General features: G+C 62.8%; 23 protein-coding genes. 7 read left to right on the top strand and 16 right to left on the bottom strand.

The window, feature by feature from the left end; translation table 11 throughout:
• The first annotated feature begins 73 nt into the window (after positions 1–73).
• Positions 74–457, top strand: a complete 384-nt coding sequence (locus NKH91_RS08925; protein WP_352516117.1) for a GNAT family N-acetyltransferase — start codon at positions 74–76, stop codon at positions 455–457.
• Positions 458–460: 3 nt separating this feature from the next.
• Here NKH91_RS08925 and NKH91_RS08920 read toward each other — a convergent pair whose 3' ends face one another.
• Positions 461–868, bottom strand: a complete 408-nt coding sequence (locus tag NKH91_RS08920; RefSeq protein WP_352481080.1) for an ACT domain-containing protein — start codon at positions 866–868, stop codon at positions 461–463.
• 259 nt (positions 869–1,127) lie between these two features.
• On the opposite strand from NKH91_RS08920, the gene NKH91_RS08915 reads away from it, so the two are divergent.
• Entirely contained in the window at positions 1,128–1,538 is a 411-nt protein-coding gene (locus tag NKH91_RS08915; RefSeq protein WP_023721914.1) for a DoxX family protein, read from the top strand.
• 192 nt (positions 1,539–1,730) lie between these two features.
• Complete coding sequence (locus NKH91_RS08910) at positions 1,731–1,994, top strand: YMGG-like glycine zipper-containing protein (protein WP_023680734.1); 264 nt, start codon at positions 1,731–1,733, stop codon at positions 1,992–1,994.
• A 93-nt stretch (positions 1,995–2,087) separates the two neighbouring features.
• Here NKH91_RS08910 and rpsP read toward each other — a convergent pair whose 3' ends face one another.
• The 7 genes from rpsP to NKH91_RS08875 all read right to left on the bottom strand — a co-directional run bounded on the left by rpsP (position 2,088) and on the right by NKH91_RS08875 (position 9,015).
• On the bottom strand, positions 2,088–2,489 hold the full coding sequence (rpsP, locus tag NKH91_RS08905) for a 30S ribosomal protein S16 (protein ID WP_023721913.1): 402 nt from the start codon (positions 2,487–2,489) through the stop codon (positions 2,088–2,090).
• 51 nt (positions 2,490–2,540) lie between these two features.
• Positions 2,541–2,867, bottom strand: a complete 327-nt coding sequence (locus tag NKH91_RS08900; RefSeq protein ID WP_023721912.1) for a chorismate mutase — start codon at positions 2,865–2,867, stop codon at positions 2,541–2,543.
• Positions 2,868–2,874: 7 nt separating this feature from the next.
• Positions 2,875–4,485, bottom strand: a complete 1,611-nt coding sequence (gene ffh, locus NKH91_RS08895; protein ID WP_352481079.1) for a signal recognition particle protein — start codon at positions 4,483–4,485, stop codon at positions 2,875–2,877.
• Positions 4,486–4,797: 312 nt separating this feature from the next.
• Entirely contained in the window at positions 4,798–5,766 is a 969-nt protein-coding gene (locus tag NKH91_RS08890; RefSeq protein WP_352845396.1) for a CPBP family intramembrane glutamic endopeptidase, read from the bottom strand.
• A 147-nt stretch (positions 5,767–5,913) separates the two neighbouring features.
• A complete protein-coding gene (locus NKH91_RS08885; protein WP_023721909.1) occupies positions 5,914–6,516 on the bottom strand; it encodes a DUF1236 domain-containing protein in 603 nt (200 codons plus the stop codon).
• Positions 6,517–6,579: 63 nt separating this feature from the next.
• Entirely contained in the window at positions 6,580–7,677 is a 1,098-nt protein-coding gene (locus NKH91_RS08880) for a zinc-binding metallopeptidase family protein (RefSeq protein WP_352883899.1), read from the bottom strand.
• A 90-nt stretch (positions 7,678–7,767) separates the two neighbouring features.
• A complete protein-coding gene (locus tag NKH91_RS08875) occupies positions 7,768–9,015 on the bottom strand; it encodes a flavin monoamine oxidase family protein (protein WP_352845393.1) in 1,248 nt (415 codons plus the stop codon).
• A gap of 185 nt (positions 9,016–9,200) precedes the next feature.
• Here NKH91_RS08875 and NKH91_RS08870 point away from each other — a divergent pair, with 185 nt between their 5' ends.
• Positions 9,201–10,001 carry a lytic murein transglycosylase gene (locus NKH91_RS08870; RefSeq protein ID WP_023721906.1) on the top strand — a complete coding sequence of 267 codons (801 nt, stop codon included), beginning with the start codon at positions 9,201–9,203 and terminating at the stop codon, positions 9,999–10,001.
• Positions 10,002–10,059: 58 nt separating this feature from the next.
• Here the strand turns inward: NKH91_RS08870 and NKH91_RS08865 are convergent, their stop codons facing one another.
• Positions 10,060–10,554 carry a hypothetical protein gene (locus tag NKH91_RS08865; protein WP_352495991.1) on the bottom strand — a complete coding sequence of 165 codons (495 nt, stop codon included), beginning with the start codon at positions 10,552–10,554 and terminating at the stop codon, positions 10,060–10,062.
• Positions 10,555–10,567: 13 nt separating this feature from the next.
• Between NKH91_RS08865 and NKH91_RS08860 the strand changes: the two genes are divergently transcribed.
• Positions 10,568–10,948 (top strand): hypothetical protein, encoded by a 381-nt coding sequence (locus NKH91_RS08860; RefSeq protein WP_352845391.1) that lies wholly within the window; start codon positions 10,568–10,570, stop codon positions 10,946–10,948.
• Positions 10,949–11,047: 99 nt separating this feature from the next.
• Here NKH91_RS08860 and NKH91_RS08855 read toward each other — a convergent pair whose 3' ends face one another.
• Positions 11,048–12,271: an argininosuccinate synthase gene (locus NKH91_RS08855; protein WP_352845389.1), complete on the bottom strand. Its 1,224-nt coding sequence runs from the start codon at positions 12,269–12,271 to the stop codon at positions 11,048–11,050.
• A 178-nt stretch (positions 12,272–12,449) separates the two neighbouring features.
• On the opposite strand from NKH91_RS08855, the gene NKH91_RS08850 reads away from it, so the two are divergent.
• On the top strand, positions 12,450–13,091 hold the full coding sequence (locus NKH91_RS08850) for a LysE family translocator (protein WP_023721902.1): 642 nt from the start codon (positions 12,450–12,452) through the stop codon (positions 13,089–13,091).
• Here NKH91_RS08850 and NKH91_RS08845 read toward each other — a convergent pair.
• From NKH91_RS08845 to NKH91_RS08835, 3 genes are all read right to left on the bottom strand, one after another.
• A complete protein-coding gene (locus NKH91_RS08845; protein ID WP_023721901.1) occupies positions 13,063–13,542 on the bottom strand; it encodes a hypothetical protein in 480 nt (159 codons plus the stop codon). The two genes, NKH91_RS08850 and NKH91_RS08845, sit on opposite strands and share 29 nt — an antisense overlap.
• Positions 13,539–14,771 carry a dual-specificity RNA methyltransferase RlmN gene (gene rlmN, locus NKH91_RS08840; protein ID WP_352481073.1) on the bottom strand — a complete coding sequence of 411 codons (1,233 nt, stop codon included), beginning with the start codon at positions 14,769–14,771 and terminating at the stop codon, positions 13,539–13,541. Before rlmN ends, NKH91_RS08845 begins: the two co-directional genes overlap by 4 nt.
• 315 nt (positions 14,772–15,086) lie before the next feature.
• Positions 15,087–15,593: an invasion associated locus B family protein gene (locus NKH91_RS08835; RefSeq protein WP_352845387.1), complete on the bottom strand. Its 507-nt coding sequence runs from the start codon at positions 15,591–15,593 to the stop codon at positions 15,087–15,089.
• A 362-nt stretch (positions 15,594–15,955) separates the two neighbouring features.
• Between NKH91_RS08835 and NKH91_RS08830 the strand changes: the two genes are divergently transcribed.
• Positions 15,956–16,564: a methyltransferase family protein gene (locus NKH91_RS08830; RefSeq protein ID WP_352845385.1), complete on the top strand. Its 609-nt coding sequence runs from the start codon at positions 15,956–15,958 to the stop codon at positions 16,562–16,564.
• Positions 16,565–16,609: 45 nt separating this feature from the next.
• Here the strand turns inward: NKH91_RS08830 and NKH91_RS08825 are convergent, their stop codons facing one another.
• From NKH91_RS08825 to thpR, 3 genes are all read right to left on the bottom strand, one after another.
• Complete coding sequence (locus tag NKH91_RS08825; RefSeq protein WP_352845383.1) at positions 16,610–16,972, bottom strand: YkvA family protein; 363 nt, start codon at positions 16,970–16,972, stop codon at positions 16,610–16,612.
• A 92-nt stretch (positions 16,973–17,064) separates the two neighbouring features.
• Positions 17,065–17,361, bottom strand: coding sequence for a 4a-hydroxytetrahydrobiopterin dehydratase (locus NKH91_RS08820; protein ID WP_352845381.1), 297 nt, complete (start codon positions 17,359–17,361; stop codon positions 17,065–17,067).
• Between the two features lie 6 nt (positions 17,362–17,367).
• Positions 17,368–17,964, bottom strand: coding sequence for an RNA 2',3'-cyclic phosphodiesterase (thpR, locus tag NKH91_RS08815; RefSeq protein WP_352481070.1), 597 nt, complete (start codon positions 17,962–17,964; stop codon positions 17,368–17,370).
• Positions 17,965–18,060 lie beyond the last annotated feature (96 nt).

Genomic DNA, 18,060 nt, shown 5'->3' with positions numbered 1-18,060 from the left:
TGAGATGAGCATTGCGACTAAAATCGCGCTGCGTCCGGCTAACGGGTCGGACGCAGGCGCAATTGCCAGGATCATGCGCGCAGCGCTTTCGTCGTTCGACTGGATGCCGGTCCTGCATACACCGGATGAGGATATGGCCTTCATCAGCGGCACCGTGCTGGCGCAGCAGCACGTGACGGTCGCCGAAATCGACGCGGCCATTGTTGGCTTTGTCGCCGTTGCAGGAGAATGGGTCGAGCAGCTCTATCTGGATCCTGCCTGGACTGGCCAAGGCATCGGCGCCCGGCTGCTGACACAAGCAACCGCGAATTTGCCGGTTGTGAAATTGCATTGCTTTCAGTCGAACTCAGGCGCTCGGCGCTTCTACGAGCGCCATGGCTTTCGCGCGGAAGCTTTGGGCAACGGCACGAACAATGAAGAGCGATTGCCCGACATTTTGTACGTCCGAAGGCATTGATCCTTATCGTGCGGCGTCCGCAGCGAGTTTCTGCAAAACATCCAGCGCCTCCTCCGCCCGGTCGGCGGGCACGAACAGGTGATCGTGGTAGAAGGCCGAGACCGGATTGACGCCGATGCCGGCGGTGGCCAGCCGCGCGGTGATGGCGGCGAGGAAGCCGACCGCTTCCAGCGACGAATGGACGTTCAGCGTCAGCATCCGGCAGCGGAACACGGTTTTCAGGCCAGCGGTCTTGGCCTGGTCTTCAAGCACGATCAGCGTCATGCCCTCGTGCTCGCGAAACAGCATTACCGGATCGAGCTGGTCGGGAACGGCCGCATCAGGTGGCAACGTGGTGAAGACATGAACGCCGGCAAGCAACTCCGGCGTCATTGCCGCCAGCAACTTTTTCAGGTCGGTCTCTCCGGCCATCGCTTACTTTCGTTGTGCGATTAGGCGGCTGCTGCCGTCGAGCGCTCGGGAGATACCCTTACGGATTTCCAATAACGCCCTCCACCTCACCTCGCAAGGTGGACTTGGCCAGGTTGGTTGCTGGCTGAACTTGCACATCCAAGGTCGCCGTCCCCGGAGTGAAAAAGCACTGGAGGCATGTCGGATGGCCGTCATGGGACGCGTCCTTGGTTCGAGCTGGCAGAAAAGCCAGTGCTCGCAACGACCGGAGGGAACATCAATGACCAAGTCTCAGGCAGCATCCGTCTCACCGCGCGCCCTCTGGGCCGGTCGCGTGCTCAGCGCCGTCATCGTGCTGTTCATGATCTTCGACGGCGTCATCAAGCTACCGCCGCTCGAAATCGTCACCCAGACCATGGTGCAGCTCGGCTGGCCAGCCGATGCCAATGTCTCGCGCATGCTCGGCATCATTGGATTGGTCTCGACAGCACTTTATGTACTGCCGCGCACCTCGGTGCTCGGCGCCATCCTGCTCACCGCCTATCTCGGCGGCGCCATCGCCACGCATGTGCGTATCGGCAGCCCTTTGTTCTCGCATATGCTGTTCGGCGTCTACCTTGGCGCCATCCTCTGGGGCGGCCTGTATCTGCGCGATCCAAGGGTGCGCGCGCTGATCCCGTTCAGCCAATAGCAGCGACTTCCAAAGCCGTTCGATGGCGGCCACGCCGCCAGAGAGGGCGCTGTCTGCCGCCGCCTTTCTTCTCTTTGGATCAAATCGAGCGCCGCCCGGTCTGCTGCCGATCTTCTTCTTTGGATCAAATTGGCTGGTTGCGAGTTAGGGGGCGCAGCGGCGAGGACGGCACCCTGTTGGAGAGGAACGACAATGAAAAAGGTGATGATCTTGATGGCCCTGCTGGTGCCGCTCGGTGCCTGCTCCCGTACTGAGCAAGGCGCGGCCGTTGGTGGCCTGGGCGGTGCGGCGGTCGGCGCCGCAGTGGCCGGCAACCCGACCAAGGGCGCGGTGATCGGCGGTGCGGCCGGCGCCTTGGCCGGTGCGCTGATCGGCCGTGCCAGCGAAAGCGGCCAGTGCCGTTATCGCGATCGCAATGGCCGTGTCTACGTTGCGAGTTGCCCGGAAGGCTATTGATCGGGCCGCATCATACGGATGGACAGCAAAACGGCGGGCAAAGGCCCGCCGTTTTGTGACTGGTCAGCCGTTTTGTGAAGGGCAATCGATGACTTATTCGGCGCTGGCGGCTTCCGCCTCGGCCGGCGCGGCGGAAGCGGCGGCAACAGCGGCTGCAGCTTCCTCCTGCGCCTTCTTCAGCAGGGCTGCGCGCTCTTGCGCCTTCTTGCCGGGCTCGGCCTTCTTCGGGTTGGCGCGGGCTTCGCGCTTGGCGAGGCCGGCCTCGTCGAGGAAGCGCAGCACGCGGTCGGTCGGCTGGGCGCCGTGCGACAGCCAATGCTTGACGCGCTCGGCGTCAACCTTGACGCGTTCGCCGTCCTTGGGCAGCAGCGGGTTCCACGAGCCAAGCGACTCGATGAAACGGCCGTCGCGCGGCGAACGGGCATCGGCGACGACGACGTGGTAATAGGGACGCTTCTTCGAGCCCGCACGGGCCAGTCGGATTTTCAGTGGCATTTCTTTTCTCCTAAAAAGCTCTGATTTGGTTGATCGGTTGGTGGCTGGTCCTCAGCCGGTTTTCGTTATGCCGTTGGATGCGGCGATCTGCTCGTGATGGCGGATCACTTCGCGGACGACGAAGTTCAGGAATTTTTCCGCGAAATCCGGGTCGAGATGGGCGTCCTTCGCCAGTTGGCGAAGACGGGCGATCTGCTGCTGCTCGCGTGCCGGATCGGCAGGCGGCAGGCCATGCTCCGCCTTCAGCACGCCGACCGCCTTGGTGCAGCGGAAGCGCTCGGCCAGCATGTGGATCAGCGCCGCGTCGATGTTGTCGATCGAGGCGCGATAATTGACCAGCGCCGCGCGCGCGTCAGCCATGTCCTTTTCTTCGTTCATGGCGCCCTCATTTCTTCTTGCCGAGGCCAGGCAGCCCGCCGCCGGATCCCGGCAAACCAGGGAGCTTCATGCCGCCGGGCAAGCCAGGCAGGCCACCGCCAGCGGGAAAGCCGCCGGGCAGGCCCTTCATGCCGCCGAGCCCGGCCGCCTGTGCCTGCTTCTGCAAGGCCTCGAGCTGCTTGGGGTCCATCTTGGACAGATCGGGCATGCCGCCGCCCATCATGCCGCCTTGGCCGCCCATGCCGGGCATCATGCCGCCGAGCCCCATCTTGGAAGCGAGGCCGCCCATCATGCCGCGCATCAGGCCGCTACCTTTGCCCTTGCCGCCCATCGCCTTCATCATGTCGGCCATGCCGCGATGCATCTTCAACAGCTTGTTGATTTCGGCCGCGTCGGTGCCCGAGCCGGCGGCGATGCGCTTCTTGCGCGAGTGCTTCAGAATATCGGGATTGGCGCGCTCGGCCTTGGTCATCGACGAGATGATGGCGAGCTGGCGGCCGAACATCTTGTCGTCGAGACCGGCGGCGGCCATCTGGTCCTTCATCTTGCCCATGCCCGGCATCATGCCCATGATGCCGCCCATGCCACCCATTTTCGACATTTGCTGAAGCTGGCCGGCGAGGTCGTTCAGGTCGAACTTGCCCGACTGCATCTTCTTGGCCATCGCCGCCGCCTGCTCGGCGTCGATGTTCTCGGCTGCCTTTTCGACGAGGCTGACGATGTCGCCCATGCCGAGGATGCGGTCGGCGATGCGCTTGGGGTGGAATTCCTCCAGCGCGTCCATTTTTTCGCCGATGCCGATCAGCTTGATCGGCTTGCCGGTGACGGCGCGCATCGAGAGTGCTGCGCCACCGCGACCGTCGCCGTCCATGCGGGTCAGCACGAGGCCGGTGATGCCAACACGCTCATCGAAGCTTTTCGCCAGATTGACGGCGTCCTGGCCGGTCAGCGAATCGGCAACCAGCAGGATCTCGTGCGGCGACGACACCTTCTTGATGTCGGCCATCTCGACCATCAACGGCTCGTCGATGTGCGTACGGCCGGCGGTGTCGAGGATGACGATGTCGTGGCCGCCGAGCTTTGCCGCCTGCACGGCGCGGCGGGCGATGTCGACTGGCGTCTGGCCGGCGACGATCGGCAGCGTCGCGACCTTGACCTGCTCGCCGAGCTGACGGAGCTGCTCTTGCGCGGCGGGACGCCGCGTGTCGAGCGAGGCCATCAAGACCTTCTTGTTCTGGCGCTCGGCCAACCGCTTGGCGATCTTGGCCGAGGTCGTCGTCTTGCCGGAACCTTGCAGGCCGACCATCATGATGACGACCGGAGCCGGCGCATTGAGGTCGATGGCGACGCCCTCGGCGCCGAGCATCTCGACCAGCTCGTCATGGACGATCTTGACGACCATCTGGCCGGGCTTGATCGACTTGACCACGGCGGCGCCGACGGCCTTCTCGCGCACCTTGTCGGTGAAGGAACGCACCACTTCCAGCGCCACGTCGGCCTCGAGCAGCGCGCGGCGCACCTCGCGCAGCGCCGCCGAGACATCCGCCTCCGACAAGGCGCCGCGGCCGGTGAGGCCGTTCAGGATCGAACCAAGACGTTCCTGTAGCGATTCAAACATTCTTTTTCCTTTTCCCTGGCACCCGGATGATGCCCGAGAGGTAATGCGTTCGCGCCAGCTGTCCAAGCAAAAGCCGGTCCGGGCAAAAGCCCAAAGCCAAAAAGCACCCGGGGGCGCACAGCGCTGCCGGGTGTTGGCCTCCGGGATCGATTTACAGCACTTCACCTCAAAGAGGTTTCGGCGTCCCGGTCGGTTTGCTCGGAGGAATACTCGTCGCGGAATTTCGCGGCGTGTAGACAGGAAATCGGCCGCGGAGTCAAGCTTTGGTCAGGCTTTGCGCCAAATATGCTCAGGACCACCAGGCAAGGCGCATCAGCACACGCTGCTGGCGCGCGCCATATCCGGCTCGACCTTCAGCGGGGAGCGCGGATGCAAAAGCAGCAGAACGGTCAACAGGCTGCTGACGATGCCGATCGCGGCGATGAGGACGGCGTCTGAAGTCGTCCAGCCGGCGGCTTCGAGCGGCTTGGCGTTGAACAGGGCGAAGGAATTATAGCTTTGCTGGTGCGAAATCAGCAGGAAGCCGGTCAGATTGTTGCCGAGATGGGCGCCGAAGCCGGCACCGAGATTGCCGGTTGCATAGACCAGAAGCGTCAGCAGCAGCGCAAAGGCGGCGATCGAGGCCAGCACGCAGGCATTGATCGCGGCGCTCGAGCCTGGGCTCCAATGTAGCGAGGTGAACAGCAATCCCGGCAGCAGCGCCCAGATGAAAGGGTTCTGGAACCGGCTCGCCAGGCCCCTGAGCAGATAACCGCGAAACAGCATCTCCTCCGACGAGGTCTGCAGAAAGGTCAGCGCAGCGATCGGGATCAGGAACAAAAGCCACGAGGACAGGCCGATCGTACCGCGCGCAATATCGGGCTGCAGGCCGTAAAGCAGGATCTCGGAAAGCAGCGAGGTGATCAGCACGGCGGCCAGCCCTTTCAGGAACCCCGACCATGAAATGCGCCGGCTGACGCCGATCAGGGCCGTCAGCTTCTCGCGATGGATCCAGCGCATGGCAGCCCAAAGGCCGAGCCAGATTCCGGCAAACGAAGCCAGCGCCGCGAGGATGCCCGCTGGAGAGGCCATGAAATCCTGCACCGCTCCTCCACCTGGCGGGGCGGTGCCAGACGACGCCTGCCAAACGGCAAAGGCATAGGTGCCGCCGAACAGCACGGCGGCAGTGATTCCGAGCCAGAACAGGATGACGACGACCGTTCCAAGCAGAAGGCGCGGCAAAGTGGTCTTCTCGTTGGCGGTGTGCCGGTACTGTTGGAAGGCGGTCGGGTCGATCGTCACGCGGGCTCGCTGGCTGGTGCTTCGGCTCGCATGATCTAGAGCATCGGACGCAAAAGTGGAAACCGGTATTGCAGCGGCAATGCCGGCTTGTGGCAATGTCGGGGTGTGAGCGGCCGCCATTACAGGGCGACCGCCCTGTTTTGCGCGTCAGCGCACGACGTACACGATACGCCGGCTGCTCGGATCGACCAGCGCCGGCTGGCCGTTCACATAGACGTAGCGATAATCATAATCGGGTATCTCGCGCAGCTCGACGGTGTCGGGCAACATCGCGCCGGTAACCACCTCGCCTTCGAGATAGACCGGATCGAGCCGGTTCGTTTCGACATAGGTGCGGATTTCCGCCGGCGGCCGCCGGATGGGCTCGATCGCCTCGCCGGCAACGATCGCTCCGGTATAGCTGTCGGAATATTCGGCGCTATCGGCAGGCGGTGTCACGACGGCAATGTCGGCGCCGGCCGGACGCTGTGTCAGGACCACACGGCTGCCGCCGAAATCGGCCGTCACATAGTCGGAATAGACCCAGCCCTGGCCGTTGGCCTCGGCGATGGTGCACCATTTGCTGTTGGCGATGCAGCCGTCGAGCGTCGCCGACTGGCCGGCCGCGAGTACCCCGATGACCGGATATTGCGGGCCGGGGCCGGCGCGTACATTGAGATCGGTGATGGCCGAGACGGCGGTTTCGGCCAAAGCAGAGCCCGACATCGCTATGAGCGCTCCGGCCACCGCCGGAAACAATATGCGTTTCATGGTTTTCTCTCCGTTTCACAGTCCCTCGGGACCGAAAACGAAGCAAAGCGGCATGCGTTCCGGCTAAAAAGCCTCCGCCGGCTCACGATTTGTTCCAATAGTTTTCGGCAGGTCAGTCAAAAGCTCGTGAACAAAAGCAAGCTTTTGCGCCGCCACGTCGGAGATTACGAAGGGATACAGATCGGGCAGGCCCATGCAGCGGTTGATCGAGTTGGAAGCTTCCGACAGCACCAGCCAGCGGTCGAGGATCTTTTCGAAAGGCTCCGGCCTGGTGGCGGGTTCCGATGGTGCCGGCTGCAGCTCGCCGCCGGTATCGGCGCGCGGCAGCTCGTTGGCTTCGACGGTCTCCAGCCGGCCGAGCGGGAAATTCAGCGCATGCACCATCTCCAGCGTGTCGGTGATATGCATGTGATGCGCCCATGTCTCGGCCCAGTCCTCCCACGGGTGCGACGTCGCATAGGCCGAGATATGGCGCTGCTGCCAGTCGGGCGGCGCGCCATCGGCGTAATAGGTCTTCAGCGCTTGTTCGTAGCCGGCGCGTTCGTCGCCGAACAAAGCGCGAAAACCGGCAAGCTTTTGCGGATCGTCACGGATCAGGCGGTCCCAATAGTAATGGCCGAGCTCATGGCGGAAATGGCCGAGCAGCGTGCGGTAGTTCTCGCCCATCTCGACGCGCCGCCGCTCGCGCTCAGCCGAGTCCGCCTCGGCGACGTTGAGCGTGATCAGGCCGTTGTCATGGCCGGTCAGGATACGCTCGCCACCGGGACCGCCACCGATAGGATCGGCAAGAAAATCGAAAGCGAGGCCGATCTCGTCGCCGGGATTCTGCTTGGGTGCGACCGGCAGGCCGAAGGCGAGCAGCGAATAGACGGCACGCTTCTTTGCCGCCTCGACACGGATCCAGCGGCGGCGATTGCCGTCGACCGACAGATCCGGGATCAGCTGGTTCAGCGTGCAGGCGCGGCAGAAGGCGTGGCCAAGCTCCGCCATCCAGTTGCAGGCGCATTCGTCGGCGTTGGTGCATTGGAAGATGTCGTCGATGCCGGACAGCACAAAACGCGCATGCTCGGGATCATAGAGCACGAGGCTGGCGCAGTTCAGGCATTGCGCGTTCTCGAAATAGAGACGGTGGCCGCAATGCGGGCAGTCGAAAAGCTTCATTGGCGTCTCAAATCATTCGAAATGCGGAGGACGAGGCGAACAGGACAAGGCCAAACGCCTGTCACCGGCCCACGTTCCTGCCGGCCGATGCTATTTTGCCGCAAGCTGGGCCACGACCTCCCTAGCCACTGCCTCGCCCGACAATCTGGCGCCGCCGCAGGTCTGCATCAGCGGACCGGCCAAATGCTCGCCGGCGAAGAAGATCTTTTCCGCCACCGGCTGCATCAGCGTGGCGCGCGCTTGCGAGCGGCCGGGCCGCGCCGCCGCATAGGCGCCGCGCACAAACCGCTCAGCGCCCCAATTGGTCATCATTGCGCGTCCGACATGCTTTCGTACGTCGCCGCCAAAGATGCCGCAGAGCCGGTCGACGACGAAGTCGATGCCGGCCGCCTCGCCCGCCGCCGACATCTCCCAAGCGAAATCGCCGCCGACGAAACCGACCATCAAATCGAAGTCGAAGGGAAAGCAGAGGAAGTAGATGTCGTGCCGGGCCAGCCGCTCGATCAGCAAATCGTCGAACGGCTCCAAGCCAAGCCTCGTGCCGGATATTTCGACCGGCAGCTTGGTCAGCATGCCCATCGGCAGATCGAAGAAGGCAGCGAAATGCCCATCGGGGAGTGCAGGCGAGAACGCAATCTCCTCGAAGGCGAGCACTGCCGGCGAGGCGGTGACGATGACAGCCTTGGCGCGGATGGTACCGCGATCGGTGACGCAGGCTACGCCCGGCCCATCCCAGAGGATCTTGCGCACCGGCGTCGACAGCTCCACCGGCACGTCGGCGCCGAAGCGCGCAACCAGCGTGCCGAAGCCTTCCCTGGTGAAATAGTTCGGATCGAGATCGGCGGCGGCCTGAAAGTCGCGGATCGATATCTCGTCCTCGTCGGCGCCGAAATCCATCGGCCCCGCGAAGGTTGCGGCGGCGCGCGGCGCGTGGCCTTTGGCGAGCAATGCCGAAAGGCGGTCATCGTCGCCTTCCCTCACCTGATGTGCCGCCACCAGTTCGAGCAGTCTTGCGTCGGCCACCTTCATCGCGGCCTCTTCGGCTTCGCTTGCCTTTCGCTCGCGGTAGTAGAGATGATCGACATTCATGTCGTGGTGATGAAGCGTCCAGGCGGCGGCTTTCGCCTCGGGAAAGTAGGGATTGCGGTCTGCCGCATGCAGCCAGGCGCAGCCGATGTCGAACGGCACGCCGAAATGCTGGTCGCTGGTCCAGGCGCGGCCGCCGACGCGGTTCATCGCTTCTAACAATTTGAAGGAAAAACCGGCGGCGCGCAGGGTCTTGGCAGCCGAAAGTCCGGCCGAACCGGCGCCGACGATCACGACATCAACGTCTTTCATGCTTATTCTGTCCCCGCCACAATAATTACTTGATCGTAGGCAAATTCCCGGGCATCCGCCAGTGTGGTGGATTTGAAGTTCCTGCTGTATTGAGTGCATCGGCGCAGCGCCGGGACAGTGACAAGCAGGTGTTTCGCTGGCAAATTCGCAATTGGGAACGTGATTCAGGCAACCAGGAGAGCAGCATGGCATTTCTTGCCAAGGGGAAGATGTTTGTAGTGGCCACGGTGGTGGCGGTGCTTGCGCTGGCGACGGGCGCGCAGGCGGCGGCCAGTTGTGGCAAAAACGGCGCCGGCTTCGAGGCGTGGAAACCGGAGTTTGCCGCGGAGGCCAAGGCCGACGGTGTCGGCTCGAAGGGTCTGGCCGCTCTGGCTCGCGCAACCTACGCGACAAAGACGATCTCCGTCGACCGCGCCATCCATAAGGCTTTCAGCGGCTCGGTCGAAGCTTTCATGAAGCGCCGTGGCGCGTCCGCGATCATTGCCAGGGGCCGTGCGCTGAAGAAGGCCAATGCGGCGCTGTTCGACAAGATCGAACGGAATTACGGCGTGTCGCCGGGTGTGTTGATCGCCATCTGGGGTATGGAGACGGGCTTCGGTTCCGCCATGGGCAACCAGAATACGGTCTCTGCCATTTTAACGCTCGCTTATGATTGCCGCCGTCCGGAGTTCTTCTATCCCCATGCGATTGCAGCCCTGAAGCTGGTCGATCGCGGAGCGTTGAGCGCCTCGTCGGTCGGTGCCGCACATGGCGAGATCGGCCACACGCAGTTCCTGCCCGGAAATGTTTTGACGTATGGCGTCGGCAACAAAAATCTGCGCGACAAGAGCACTGCGTTGGCTTCCACGGCCAACTTCCTCAAGGGCCATGGTTGGCGGGCCGGAGCGAGCGCGCAGGCGAATATGGGCGCAATCGCTGGCTGGAATTCCGCTAGCGTCTATCAACAGGCCATCGCCCGCATGGCCACAGCCATCGATGCCGACTGACAGAAATCTCTATTCGATAGAATGATTCGACAGAAAGCCCGGCCATGCGCCGGGCTTTCTATTTCACGTCGAGCGCGTAGGAGCAGCCGGCGAGAACCTTGCCGGGATGTGAATTAACGGTTGAGACATTGAGCGCAATGTGCGTGGAAAATGTCATGCCGTCGGCTTCCTCGCTGCTTTCGACGAGCACCTTCTCGCCAAGGAATTTGTCCGGTGTCGAGATTTGCGCTGTGACGCCGAGCGCTCGAGCGAGATCGGGCGCGGAAACATCGTCAAACACCGCCATCGGCCCGGTCGCGGTAAGGACGACGGCCGCCGTTTCGCGCCCGAAGACGCCGACCGTGGCCGGCAGCTCGTATTGCCTGAGGAAAGGATTGCCGGCGGTGACTTCCTTCCAGCCAAGTTTTTCCGCCGCGCCGGGCTCACCGCTCAGCCACAAGGCGAATCCGTTATAGGCCGGCACGTCGGCCCTGCATTCAATCAGCGCGGCGAGGTCGAGCGAGGTGGGATCGAATTCCTCCGCTCCGGCTGCTGCCAGGCCCGCCAGCAACATCAGCGGAAGTCGCGTGGCGCGTCGCAAACTAACCATCGCCGACCTGTCACTTGCCTTTGATGACCTTCCAGATGTCGGTGGATTGGTCGAGCTGAAGGCTGTTTATGTCGGAGAAGCCAATTCGGCCGCTGCGCACCGCATCGCCCAAGCGCCGGCAGAAGAGGCTCGGCATGCGTTCCTGAGAAACGCCCATGAAGGCTGCGATCTCATGTTTGAACGTAATGGTCCATGTAGCGACAGCGGCGATGCATCCCGCCTGGGGATCCTTCTTCGTGGTGTCCTGTCCGGTCTGGCAGCCCGCCAGAATGCCAAACATCGCCGTCAAAATCAAAAGACCAAGTCGCATTATTACAGCCCCATTGCCCAAAAAAACAATTGGACAATCCGGCCATGAGGTCAAGCAAGAAAAGCTCTGCAGCTGTCATTAGAAATAACTACATTAGCTCACTAAGAGTATGGATCTAGGCTAAGCAGGATTTTCATGAATATATACTTAGCCTTTACGACCACGCGCCGCCAGCGTGCGCAGCCTCAGCGCATTGAGGCGGATGAAACCTTCGGCATCTTTCTGGTCGTAAGCGCCGCGGTCGTCCTCGAAGGTGACCAGCGCATCGGAATAGAGCGTCTTCCTCGACTTGCGGCCGGTGACCATGACGTTGCCCTTGTAGAGTTTTAGCCGCACGGTGCCTTCGACGTCTTCCTGGCTTTTGTCGATCATCGCCTGCAGCATCAACCGCTCGGGCGCGAACCAGAAGCCGTTGTAGATGAGCTCGGCATAACGCGGCATGAACTCGTCCTTGAGATGGGCGGCTCCGCGGTCCAGCGTGATCGATTCGATCGCCCGGTGGGCCGATATCAGGATGGTGCCGCCGGGGGTCTCGTAGACGCCGCGCGATTTCATGCCGACGAAACGGTTCTCGACCAGATCGAGCCGGCCGATGCCATTGTCGCGGCCGAGATCGTTCAGCGCCGCCAGCATCGTTGCCGGCGACAGTTTCTTGCCGTTGAGCGCGACGGGATCGCCCTTGAGGAATTCGATTTCGATCTCTGTGACCTCATCCGGCGCATCCATCGGCGAGATGGTGCGCTGGTGGACGAATTCCGGCGGCTCGCTCCACGGGTCTTCCAGCACCTTGCCCTCGGAGGAGGAATGCAGCAGGTTGGCGTCGACCGAGAACGGCGCATCGCCCTTCTTGTCCTTCGGCACCGGAATCTGGTGCTGCTCGGCGAAATTGATCAGATCGGTGCGCGACTTGAACGACCAGTCGCGCCAGGGCGCGATGACCTTGATGTCGGGGTTGAGCGCATAGGCCGAGAGTTCGAAACGCACCTGATCGTTGCCCTTGCCGGTGGCGCCATGGGCGATCGCATCGGCGCCGGTCTCCCTGGCGATCTCGACAAGATGTTTCGAGATCAGTGGCCGGGCGATCGAGGTGCCGAGCAGATAGGTGCCTTCATAGACAGCGTTGGCGCGGAACATCGGAAAGACGAAATCGGATACGAACTCCTCGCGGACATCGACGATGCGAATATCCTTGATGCCCATCATCTCGGCCTTGCGCCTAGCCGGCTCCAGTTCGCCACCCTGGCCTAGATCGGCGGTGAAGGTCACGACCTCGGCGCCGAGCTCGGTCTGCAGCCATTTCAGGATGATCGAGGTGTCAAGGCCGCCAGAATAGGCGAGCACGACTTTCTTGACGGCTTTTGCTTTCGACATGGTGGGCGGTTCCGCGACAGGATTCTTGCGGGCGAGGTATCACGGCGTTTCGGGGCTGCGCAAGGGAGGAACAGGCGCTTGGGAGCCGCAAGCGCTGGACCAGACGCCGTGGCGGCGAGATGCTGGCGTCGGCGAGGCGCCTGCGCTATAGGCTGCGCCTTCTTGTCCGAGGCCGCCAATGTCCTTCATTCCCGACAACGCTACGCTTATCCAATTCGCCATCGCGACGGTGATCCTGGCGATTACGCCTGGGCCGGACATGACGCTGTTCGTGTCGCGCACGCTGAGCCAGGGCCGCGCCACCGGCTTCGCCTCGATGGCCGGCGCGCTGTGCGGCACGCTGATCCACACCACGTTGGTGGTGGTCGGCGTCTCGGCGCTGATCGTCGCCTCGCCGATGGCGTTCTTCGTGCTGAAGATTTTCGGCGCCGGCTATCTGGTCTTCCTGGCCTGGCAGGCGATCACAAAAGGGTCGGCGTTTTCACCGGAGAAGAAGAGCGGGCCGCAGATATCGCTGGTTCGCAGCTGGGCGGCGGGGCTCGGCGTCAATCTGCTCAATCCGAAGATCATCCTGTTCTTCATGACCTTCCTGCCGCAATTCGTCTCCGCGCATGATCCCAATGCGCCGGGAAAGCTGTTCTTCCTCGGCGCGATGTTCGTCGTGCTGTCGGTCCCGGTGACAGCGCCGATGGTGCTGGCGGCGGAAAAATTCTCGGCGGCGATGAAAGCCAGCCCGCGCGTGACGCGCGTCGTCGACTATCTGTTTGCCGGAGTTTTTTCGGCCTTCGCGCTCAAGATCCTGACGGCCCAGGCGAAATAGGGCGTCCGATTTGACGCCAGCTCCCAGCCGAGCGGCCGGCGCTCAGCCAGTAGAAAATACCGCCGACCATGCCGCAGCCGATCACCGCCAGCATGACGCTCGTGTTGGTAACCTCGAAATTGGCGTCGTTCGTCTGGTGGACGAAGCCGAGGAAGACCGCCGCCACCGCCGCGCCCGCCAGTGCATAGAACAGCCAGTCGCGCCGGCCGAGGATTTCGGAAACCAGGATGGCGATCGCCGCCGGCATGAAAGCGAAATAGGCGACGAACAGCGCGACGAAGGGGACGGAAAAATAGAGGGAAGCCGTCGCCGCCGGCGGTGCCTGCTCCGGCGTGTAGCCCAGGGACGCCAGAAACATGATATTGAGAAATGCGCTGGCCGCCAGCGAGGCGACGCCATAACCGATCAGGATGACGGCGAAGCGGATCAGATAGGCGACGACGCGATTCACGCCTCGCCGTGCCCTGCGATCATCATCGCTTCCAGCGCCAGCCGGTCGACTTTGCGCATGCGCTCGGAGTCCGATTTGAGCTGGCCGCAGGCGGCGAGGATGTCGCGGCCGCGCGGCGTGCGGATCGGCGAGGCATAGCCGGCATTGTTGATGTAGTCGGCGAATTTCTCGATCGTCTCCCAGTCCGAGCACTGGTAGTTGGTGCCCGGCCACGGATTGAACGGGATCAGATTGATCTTGGCCGGGATGCCCTTGAGCAGCTTGATCAGCGCCTTGGCGTCCTCGATGGAATCATTGACGTCCTTCAGCATCACATATTCGAAGGTGATGCGCTTGGCGTTGGACAGGCCGGGATAGGCACGGCAGGCAGCGATCAGCTCGTTGAGCGGATACTTCTTGTTGATCGGCACCAAAAGGTCACGCAGATCGTCATTGGTAGCGTGCAGCGAGATTGCCAGCATGACGCCGATCTCTTCGCCGGTGCGGAAGATTTCGGGCACGACGCCCGAGGTCGACAGCGTGATGCGCCTCTTCGACAGGGAAAGCCCGTCGCCGTCGGATGCAATCAGCAGCGCCTTCTTCACCGCCTCGAAATTGTAGAGCGGCTCACCCATGCCCATCATGACGACGTTGGACACTTTCCGGCCCTCGGCCGGCACGATGGCGCCGTCGGGCGTGTCGCGGTCGGGGAAATCGCCGAGCCGGTCGCGAGCTGTCAAAAGCTGGGCGAGGATTTCTTCCGCCGTCAGGTTGCGCACCAGCTTTTGCGTGCCGGTGTGGCAGAAGGAGCAGGTCAGGGTGCAGCCGACCTGCGAGGAGATGCAGAGCGTGCCGCGGCCTTCTTCGGGAATGTAGACGGTCTCGATCTCGACCGGCCGGCCGGCGCCGCGCGGCGGAAAGCGGAACAGCCATTTGCGGGTGCCGTCGGAGGAAATCTGCTCCTCGACGATCTCGGGCCTGGCAACGGTGAAATGCCTGTCCAGTGCGGCGCGCAAATCCTTGGAGATGTTGAACATGCCGGCAAAATCGGAAACGCCGCGCACATAGATCCAGTGCCAGAGCTGCTGGGCGCGCATCTTCGCCTGGCGCTCCGGCACGATGCCGGCGGCGACGAGGGCGGCCCCGAGTTCGGCGCGCGTCAAGCCGATCAGCGACGGCTTTTCAGGCGTCGTGCGGGTGCGCAACGCGTCACGCGCGCCTTCGGCGGTAAGATCGAATGAAAGGGTCATTGTTGCGCCAATATAAGCGATTTGCGGCCGATTACAGCATCGTGCCCGAAATGAAGCGCGGCGCATAGCACAGGTTGATGGCGGAGTCATGCAGGGGGTTCTTCCTTCTCCCCTTGTGGGAGAAGGTGGCCGAGCGAAGCTCGGTCGGATGAGGGGTGTTCCAGCTTGGCATCCCCTGCACTCCGTCCAGCACCCCCCAACCGTCTTGGCGCTGCGCGCCAATCCACCTTCTCCCACAAGGAGAGAAGGCAAGACCGCACGAACACTGGTTCTTTACGTCGCTGTGTTAGGTCGTGAACGTCCCGGACGAGGACTTTACTTGCACTTGGCGATCGAGGCCAGCGCCGCCGAGATGCCCTTCAGCGAGAAGACGTAGGTGGTGGTATTGCCGCGGCCGGACTTGGCTGACACCTTCATGTCGGTGCCGGTCTTCATCGCGGCGATCAGCACCGGCTCCTCGGCGGCGTTCTCGACCCAGGCCGACTTGCCGCGCGTGAACATCGAAAAAGACTTCTTGTCGATGGTGACGGTGGCCTTGGAACCTTCCTGGAAGGTATAGCCGGCGATGAATTGCGGCTCGTAGGACACTTGCTGCCCCGGCCGCTGGCTGACGAAGAAGAACATGTCGCCATGATCGAGCGTCGGCGGCTGCTTGTCGGTTGGCACGGTCAGGACATAGCAGACCTTGCCGCCGCCCGACGCCTGGTAGCTGTAGGTGCCCCAGGCATTGTGCTGGCCGATCTTGGTTGCCGACTGCGCCAGCGCGGGCGCCGTCAAGGCCACCAGGGCCAGGCTGGAAAATATAGCAATCAATCCGCGCATCGCTTTTCCCGTATTCCACTGGTGCGGCGGCAGGCCGGCTCGGCGTCCTGCCCGTCGCTTCATTTTGATTTAATCTGGGTTACCAAACGGTGAATTTCCCCTGAGAAAAGGATGTTCACGCCAGGAAACCGCCGCCGTCTTCGCGCTGCCGCTTGAAAAAGCGGCTGGCGCAATGTCCCTGCCGCGACTTGGAGGCCACGAAAACGGCAAGAGTTTGACTTTTCAAGCAGCTAGGTCTTGCAGCGATTCTCGCTTTTCTGAGAGCTACGTGACGAATTTCCCGCCAGGCGGTATATGTCTGCGTTCGGCTCCACGGCACTCGGCCAGGGTGCCCTCCTTGGCGGCTTACGGGAGATTTGGCCATGGCCATTTCCGAGACAGTTCTGATCCTGGCGGGCGGCACAGTCGTCCTGGCGATCGTGTTCGGCATTCGTGTCGCCGTCCGCGCGGTGGCCAGCGGCGCGGTGCCCCGGTCGGATGGCGGAGAGGTGGCGGGCGGACCGGGCGCGCCCGACGTGGCGGGGGTCATTGCGCTGCCGCCTTTGATCTTCCTCGGCTTCCTGGCGGCGGCAACCGTGCTCGAGGTGCTCGCGCCGCTCCCGGTCATGGCCGGGCAGGCCCTCGCCCGCTATCTGGCCGGCGCCGTGCTCGCGGTGTGCGGCTTCGTGCTCATCTTTATGGCGGCGGGCCGCTTTCAGGCCGCTGGAACCAGCATACCACCGACCTTGCCAACGACGGCGCTGGTCGTCGACGGTATCTATCGGTGGACCAGAAATCCGTTCTATCTGGGAGCGACCCTTATCTATCTGGGCCTCGGTGTCGCGGCCGGAAGTCTTTGGGGTATCGCGCTCGTCATTCCCTTGCTGTGGGTGATCAATACGGGCGTCATCGCGCCGGAAGAGCGTTATCTCGAGCGTAAGTTCGGAGACGCCTATCGCGCCTACAAGACGCGGGTGCGGCGGTGGCTTTGACGGCCGGAAAGTCGGTTCTCGCGCGATTTTTTGCGCCGCACCGGCTCAGCTCTTGTCGGCGATGGCCTGCCTGGCGGCGAGCCGGTGCGCCGGCGTGATGTGGGCGCTGACGGTTGTGATCGCGGCGGTTAGCACAGCGATGTCGTCGGTGAAGCCAAGCCCAAAGATGAAATCGGGGATGACGTCCGTCGGCAGCACGAAATAGCCGAGCGCAGCCAGCAATGTGCCCTTGGCGCGCAGCGGCGTCTTCTTGTCCATGGCGCAGTAATAGGCGGCGACCACCTCCTCCATGAACGGGATCTGCCGGGCAGCCTTCTTCGCTGTACGCCAGAACTTTTCGCGCACTTCGCTCTCATTGCCCGGCTTGCTGCCGAGGCCGAAGAAATCAAAACCGGATTTTTGCGCCATCAACCTCTCCTTGCCGCCGTCGCGTGACTTCACGCGTGACCGCAAGGCAAAATGTGGTGAAAGCCGAACCTCGCTGCAAGGTGCAGATAAGCTCAGGCGCCGAAATAGCGGTTCATCTTCCTGGCCAGATCGAAATCCAGCGCGGTCAGGCCGCCGACGTCGTGTGTGTTGAGGGTCACGTTTACCGTCTTGTAGACGTTCGACCAGTCGGGGTGGTGGTCCATCTTCTCCGCCGCCAACGCCACGCGGGTCATGAAGGCAAAGGCTTCCGAGAAATTCTTGAAAGTGAAGCTGCGGCTGATCGAACCACCATCCTTGGCCAGCGACCAGCCGTCGAGGCCGGCAAGTTCGGCGCTGATCGCCTCTTTTGCTAGTTTCTCCCTGGCCATGTCCGTCTACCGCATGATCCGCGAAGCGTCGGCGGCGCCGGCCAAACGGCTGGCGACGCGGTTGTCGGCACCCGAAAGCGGCCAAGCCTCCTCGACGACGTAAGGCCCGCCGCCGACCGAGTCGCGCGACGACATCAGCACGAAGCGGCCGACCCGGAACGGCAGAGTCGAAAAATTGCCGCGCGCCGACAGATACTGGGCGACGTCGAGCGGGCTCGCATTGCGCAGGCGGGCCAGCGTCACATGCGGCATGAACTTGCGCGGGTCGGCCGGGATGCCGAGCCGCTGGCAGATGCGCTCGATTTCGCTTTGCAGAGCGGAAAGATCGGGCGAAGCGGCGACCCCGGCCCACACCGCATGCGGCTTCTTCTGGCCGAAGGCGCCGACGCCGGACAGCGTCAGCGGGAAGGACGGGCGGTGAACGCGGTCGAGCGCGTTGGCGATTTCGTCGGCGACATGGCCCTCGACATCGCCAATGAAGCGCAGCGTCAGATGATAGTTTTCGACGTCGATCCAGCGGGCTCCGGGCAGGCCGCCCCTGAGCAGGGACAGCGAAAGAGCGGCATCACGCGGTATTTCGAGGGCGGTAAAAAGACGCGGCATGGCAAGCCTCCTGTCCTCGAATCGAACTCTTGCTCCTAGCGAATCATCGATATTCAAACGGGGCAAGGGGTTTGTTGGTCGCAGGCCTGCCTAAAA

This window comes from Mesorhizobium sp. M0894 (genome assembly GCF_040319725.1).
Taxonomy (GTDB): domain Bacteria; phylum Pseudomonadota; class Alphaproteobacteria; order Rhizobiales; family Rhizobiaceae; genus Mesorhizobium.
Note: the sequence above shows the minus strand (reverse complement) of the source record. Positions and strands in the feature narration are given on the sequence as shown.

Bases quoted from the DNA above. Each gene is read 5' to 3' on its own strand.
- NKH91_RS08925 (WP_352516117.1), top strand. From the start codon at position 74: ATGCGCGCAGCGCTTTCGTCGTTCGACTGGATGCCGGTCCTGCATACA.
- NKH91_RS08920 (WP_352481080.1), bottom strand. From the start codon at position 868: ATGGCCGGAGAGACCGACCTGAAAAAGTTGCTGGCGGCAATGACGCCG.
- NKH91_RS08915 (WP_023721914.1), top strand. From the start codon at position 1,128: ATGACCAAGTCTCAGGCAGCATCCGTCTCACCGCGCGCCCTCTGGGCC.
- NKH91_RS08910 (WP_023680734.1), top strand. From the start codon at position 1,731: ATGAAAAAGGTGATGATCTTGATGGCCCTGCTGGTGCCGCTCGGTGCC.
- rpsP (WP_023721913.1), bottom strand. From the start codon at position 2,489: ATGCCACTGAAAATCCGACTGGCCCGTGCGGGCTCGAAGAAGCGTCCC.
- NKH91_RS08900 (WP_023721912.1), bottom strand. From the start codon at position 2,867: ATGAACGAAGAAAAGGACATGGCTGACGCGCGCGCGGCGCTGGTCAAT.
- ffh (WP_352481079.1), bottom strand. From the start codon at position 4,485: ATGTTTGAATCGCTACAGGAACGTCTTGGTTCGATCCTGAACGGCCTC.
- NKH91_RS08885 (WP_023721909.1), bottom strand. From the start codon at position 6,516: ATGAAACGCATATTGTTTCCGGCGGTGGCCGGAGCGCTCATAGCGATG.
- NKH91_RS08880 (WP_352883899.1), bottom strand. From the start codon at position 7,677: ATGAAGCTTTTCGACTGCCCGCATTGCGGCCACCGTCTCTATTTCGAG.
- NKH91_RS08875 (WP_352845393.1), bottom strand. From the start codon at position 9,015: ATGAAAGACGTTGATGTCGTGATCGTCGGCGCCGGTTCGGCCGGACTT.
- NKH91_RS08870 (WP_023721906.1), top strand. From the start codon at position 9,201: ATGGCATTTCTTGCCAAGGGGAAGATGTTTGTAGTGGCCACGGTGGTG.
- NKH91_RS08865 (WP_352495991.1), bottom strand. From the start codon at position 10,554: ATGTTGCTGGCGGGCCTGGCAGCAGCCGGAGCGGAGGAATTCGATCCC.
- NKH91_RS08855 (WP_352845389.1), bottom strand. From the start codon at position 12,271: ATGTCGAAAGCAAAAGCCGTCAAGAAAGTCGTGCTCGCCTATTCTGGC.
- NKH91_RS08850 (WP_023721902.1), top strand. From the start codon at position 12,450: ATGTCCTTCATTCCCGACAACGCTACGCTTATCCAATTCGCCATCGCG.
- rlmN (WP_352481073.1), bottom strand. From the start codon at position 14,771: ATGACCCTTTCATTCGATCTTACCGCCGAAGGCGCGCGTGACGCGTTG.
- NKH91_RS08835 (WP_352845387.1), bottom strand. From the start codon at position 15,593: ATGCGCGGATTGATTGCTATATTTTCCAGCCTGGCCCTGGTGGCCTTG.
- NKH91_RS08830 (WP_352845385.1), top strand. From the start codon at position 15,956: ATGGCCATTTCCGAGACAGTTCTGATCCTGGCGGGCGGCACAGTCGTC.
- NKH91_RS08825 (WP_352845383.1), bottom strand. From the start codon at position 16,972: ATGGCGCAAAAATCCGGTTTTGATTTCTTCGGCCTCGGCAGCAAGCCG.
- NKH91_RS08820 (WP_352845381.1), bottom strand. From the start codon at position 17,361: ATGGCCAGGGAGAAACTAGCAAAAGAGGCGATCAGCGCCGAACTTGCC.
- thpR (WP_352481070.1), bottom strand. From the start codon at position 17,964: ATGCCGCGTCTTTTTACCGCCCTCGAAATACCGCGTGATGCCGCTCTT.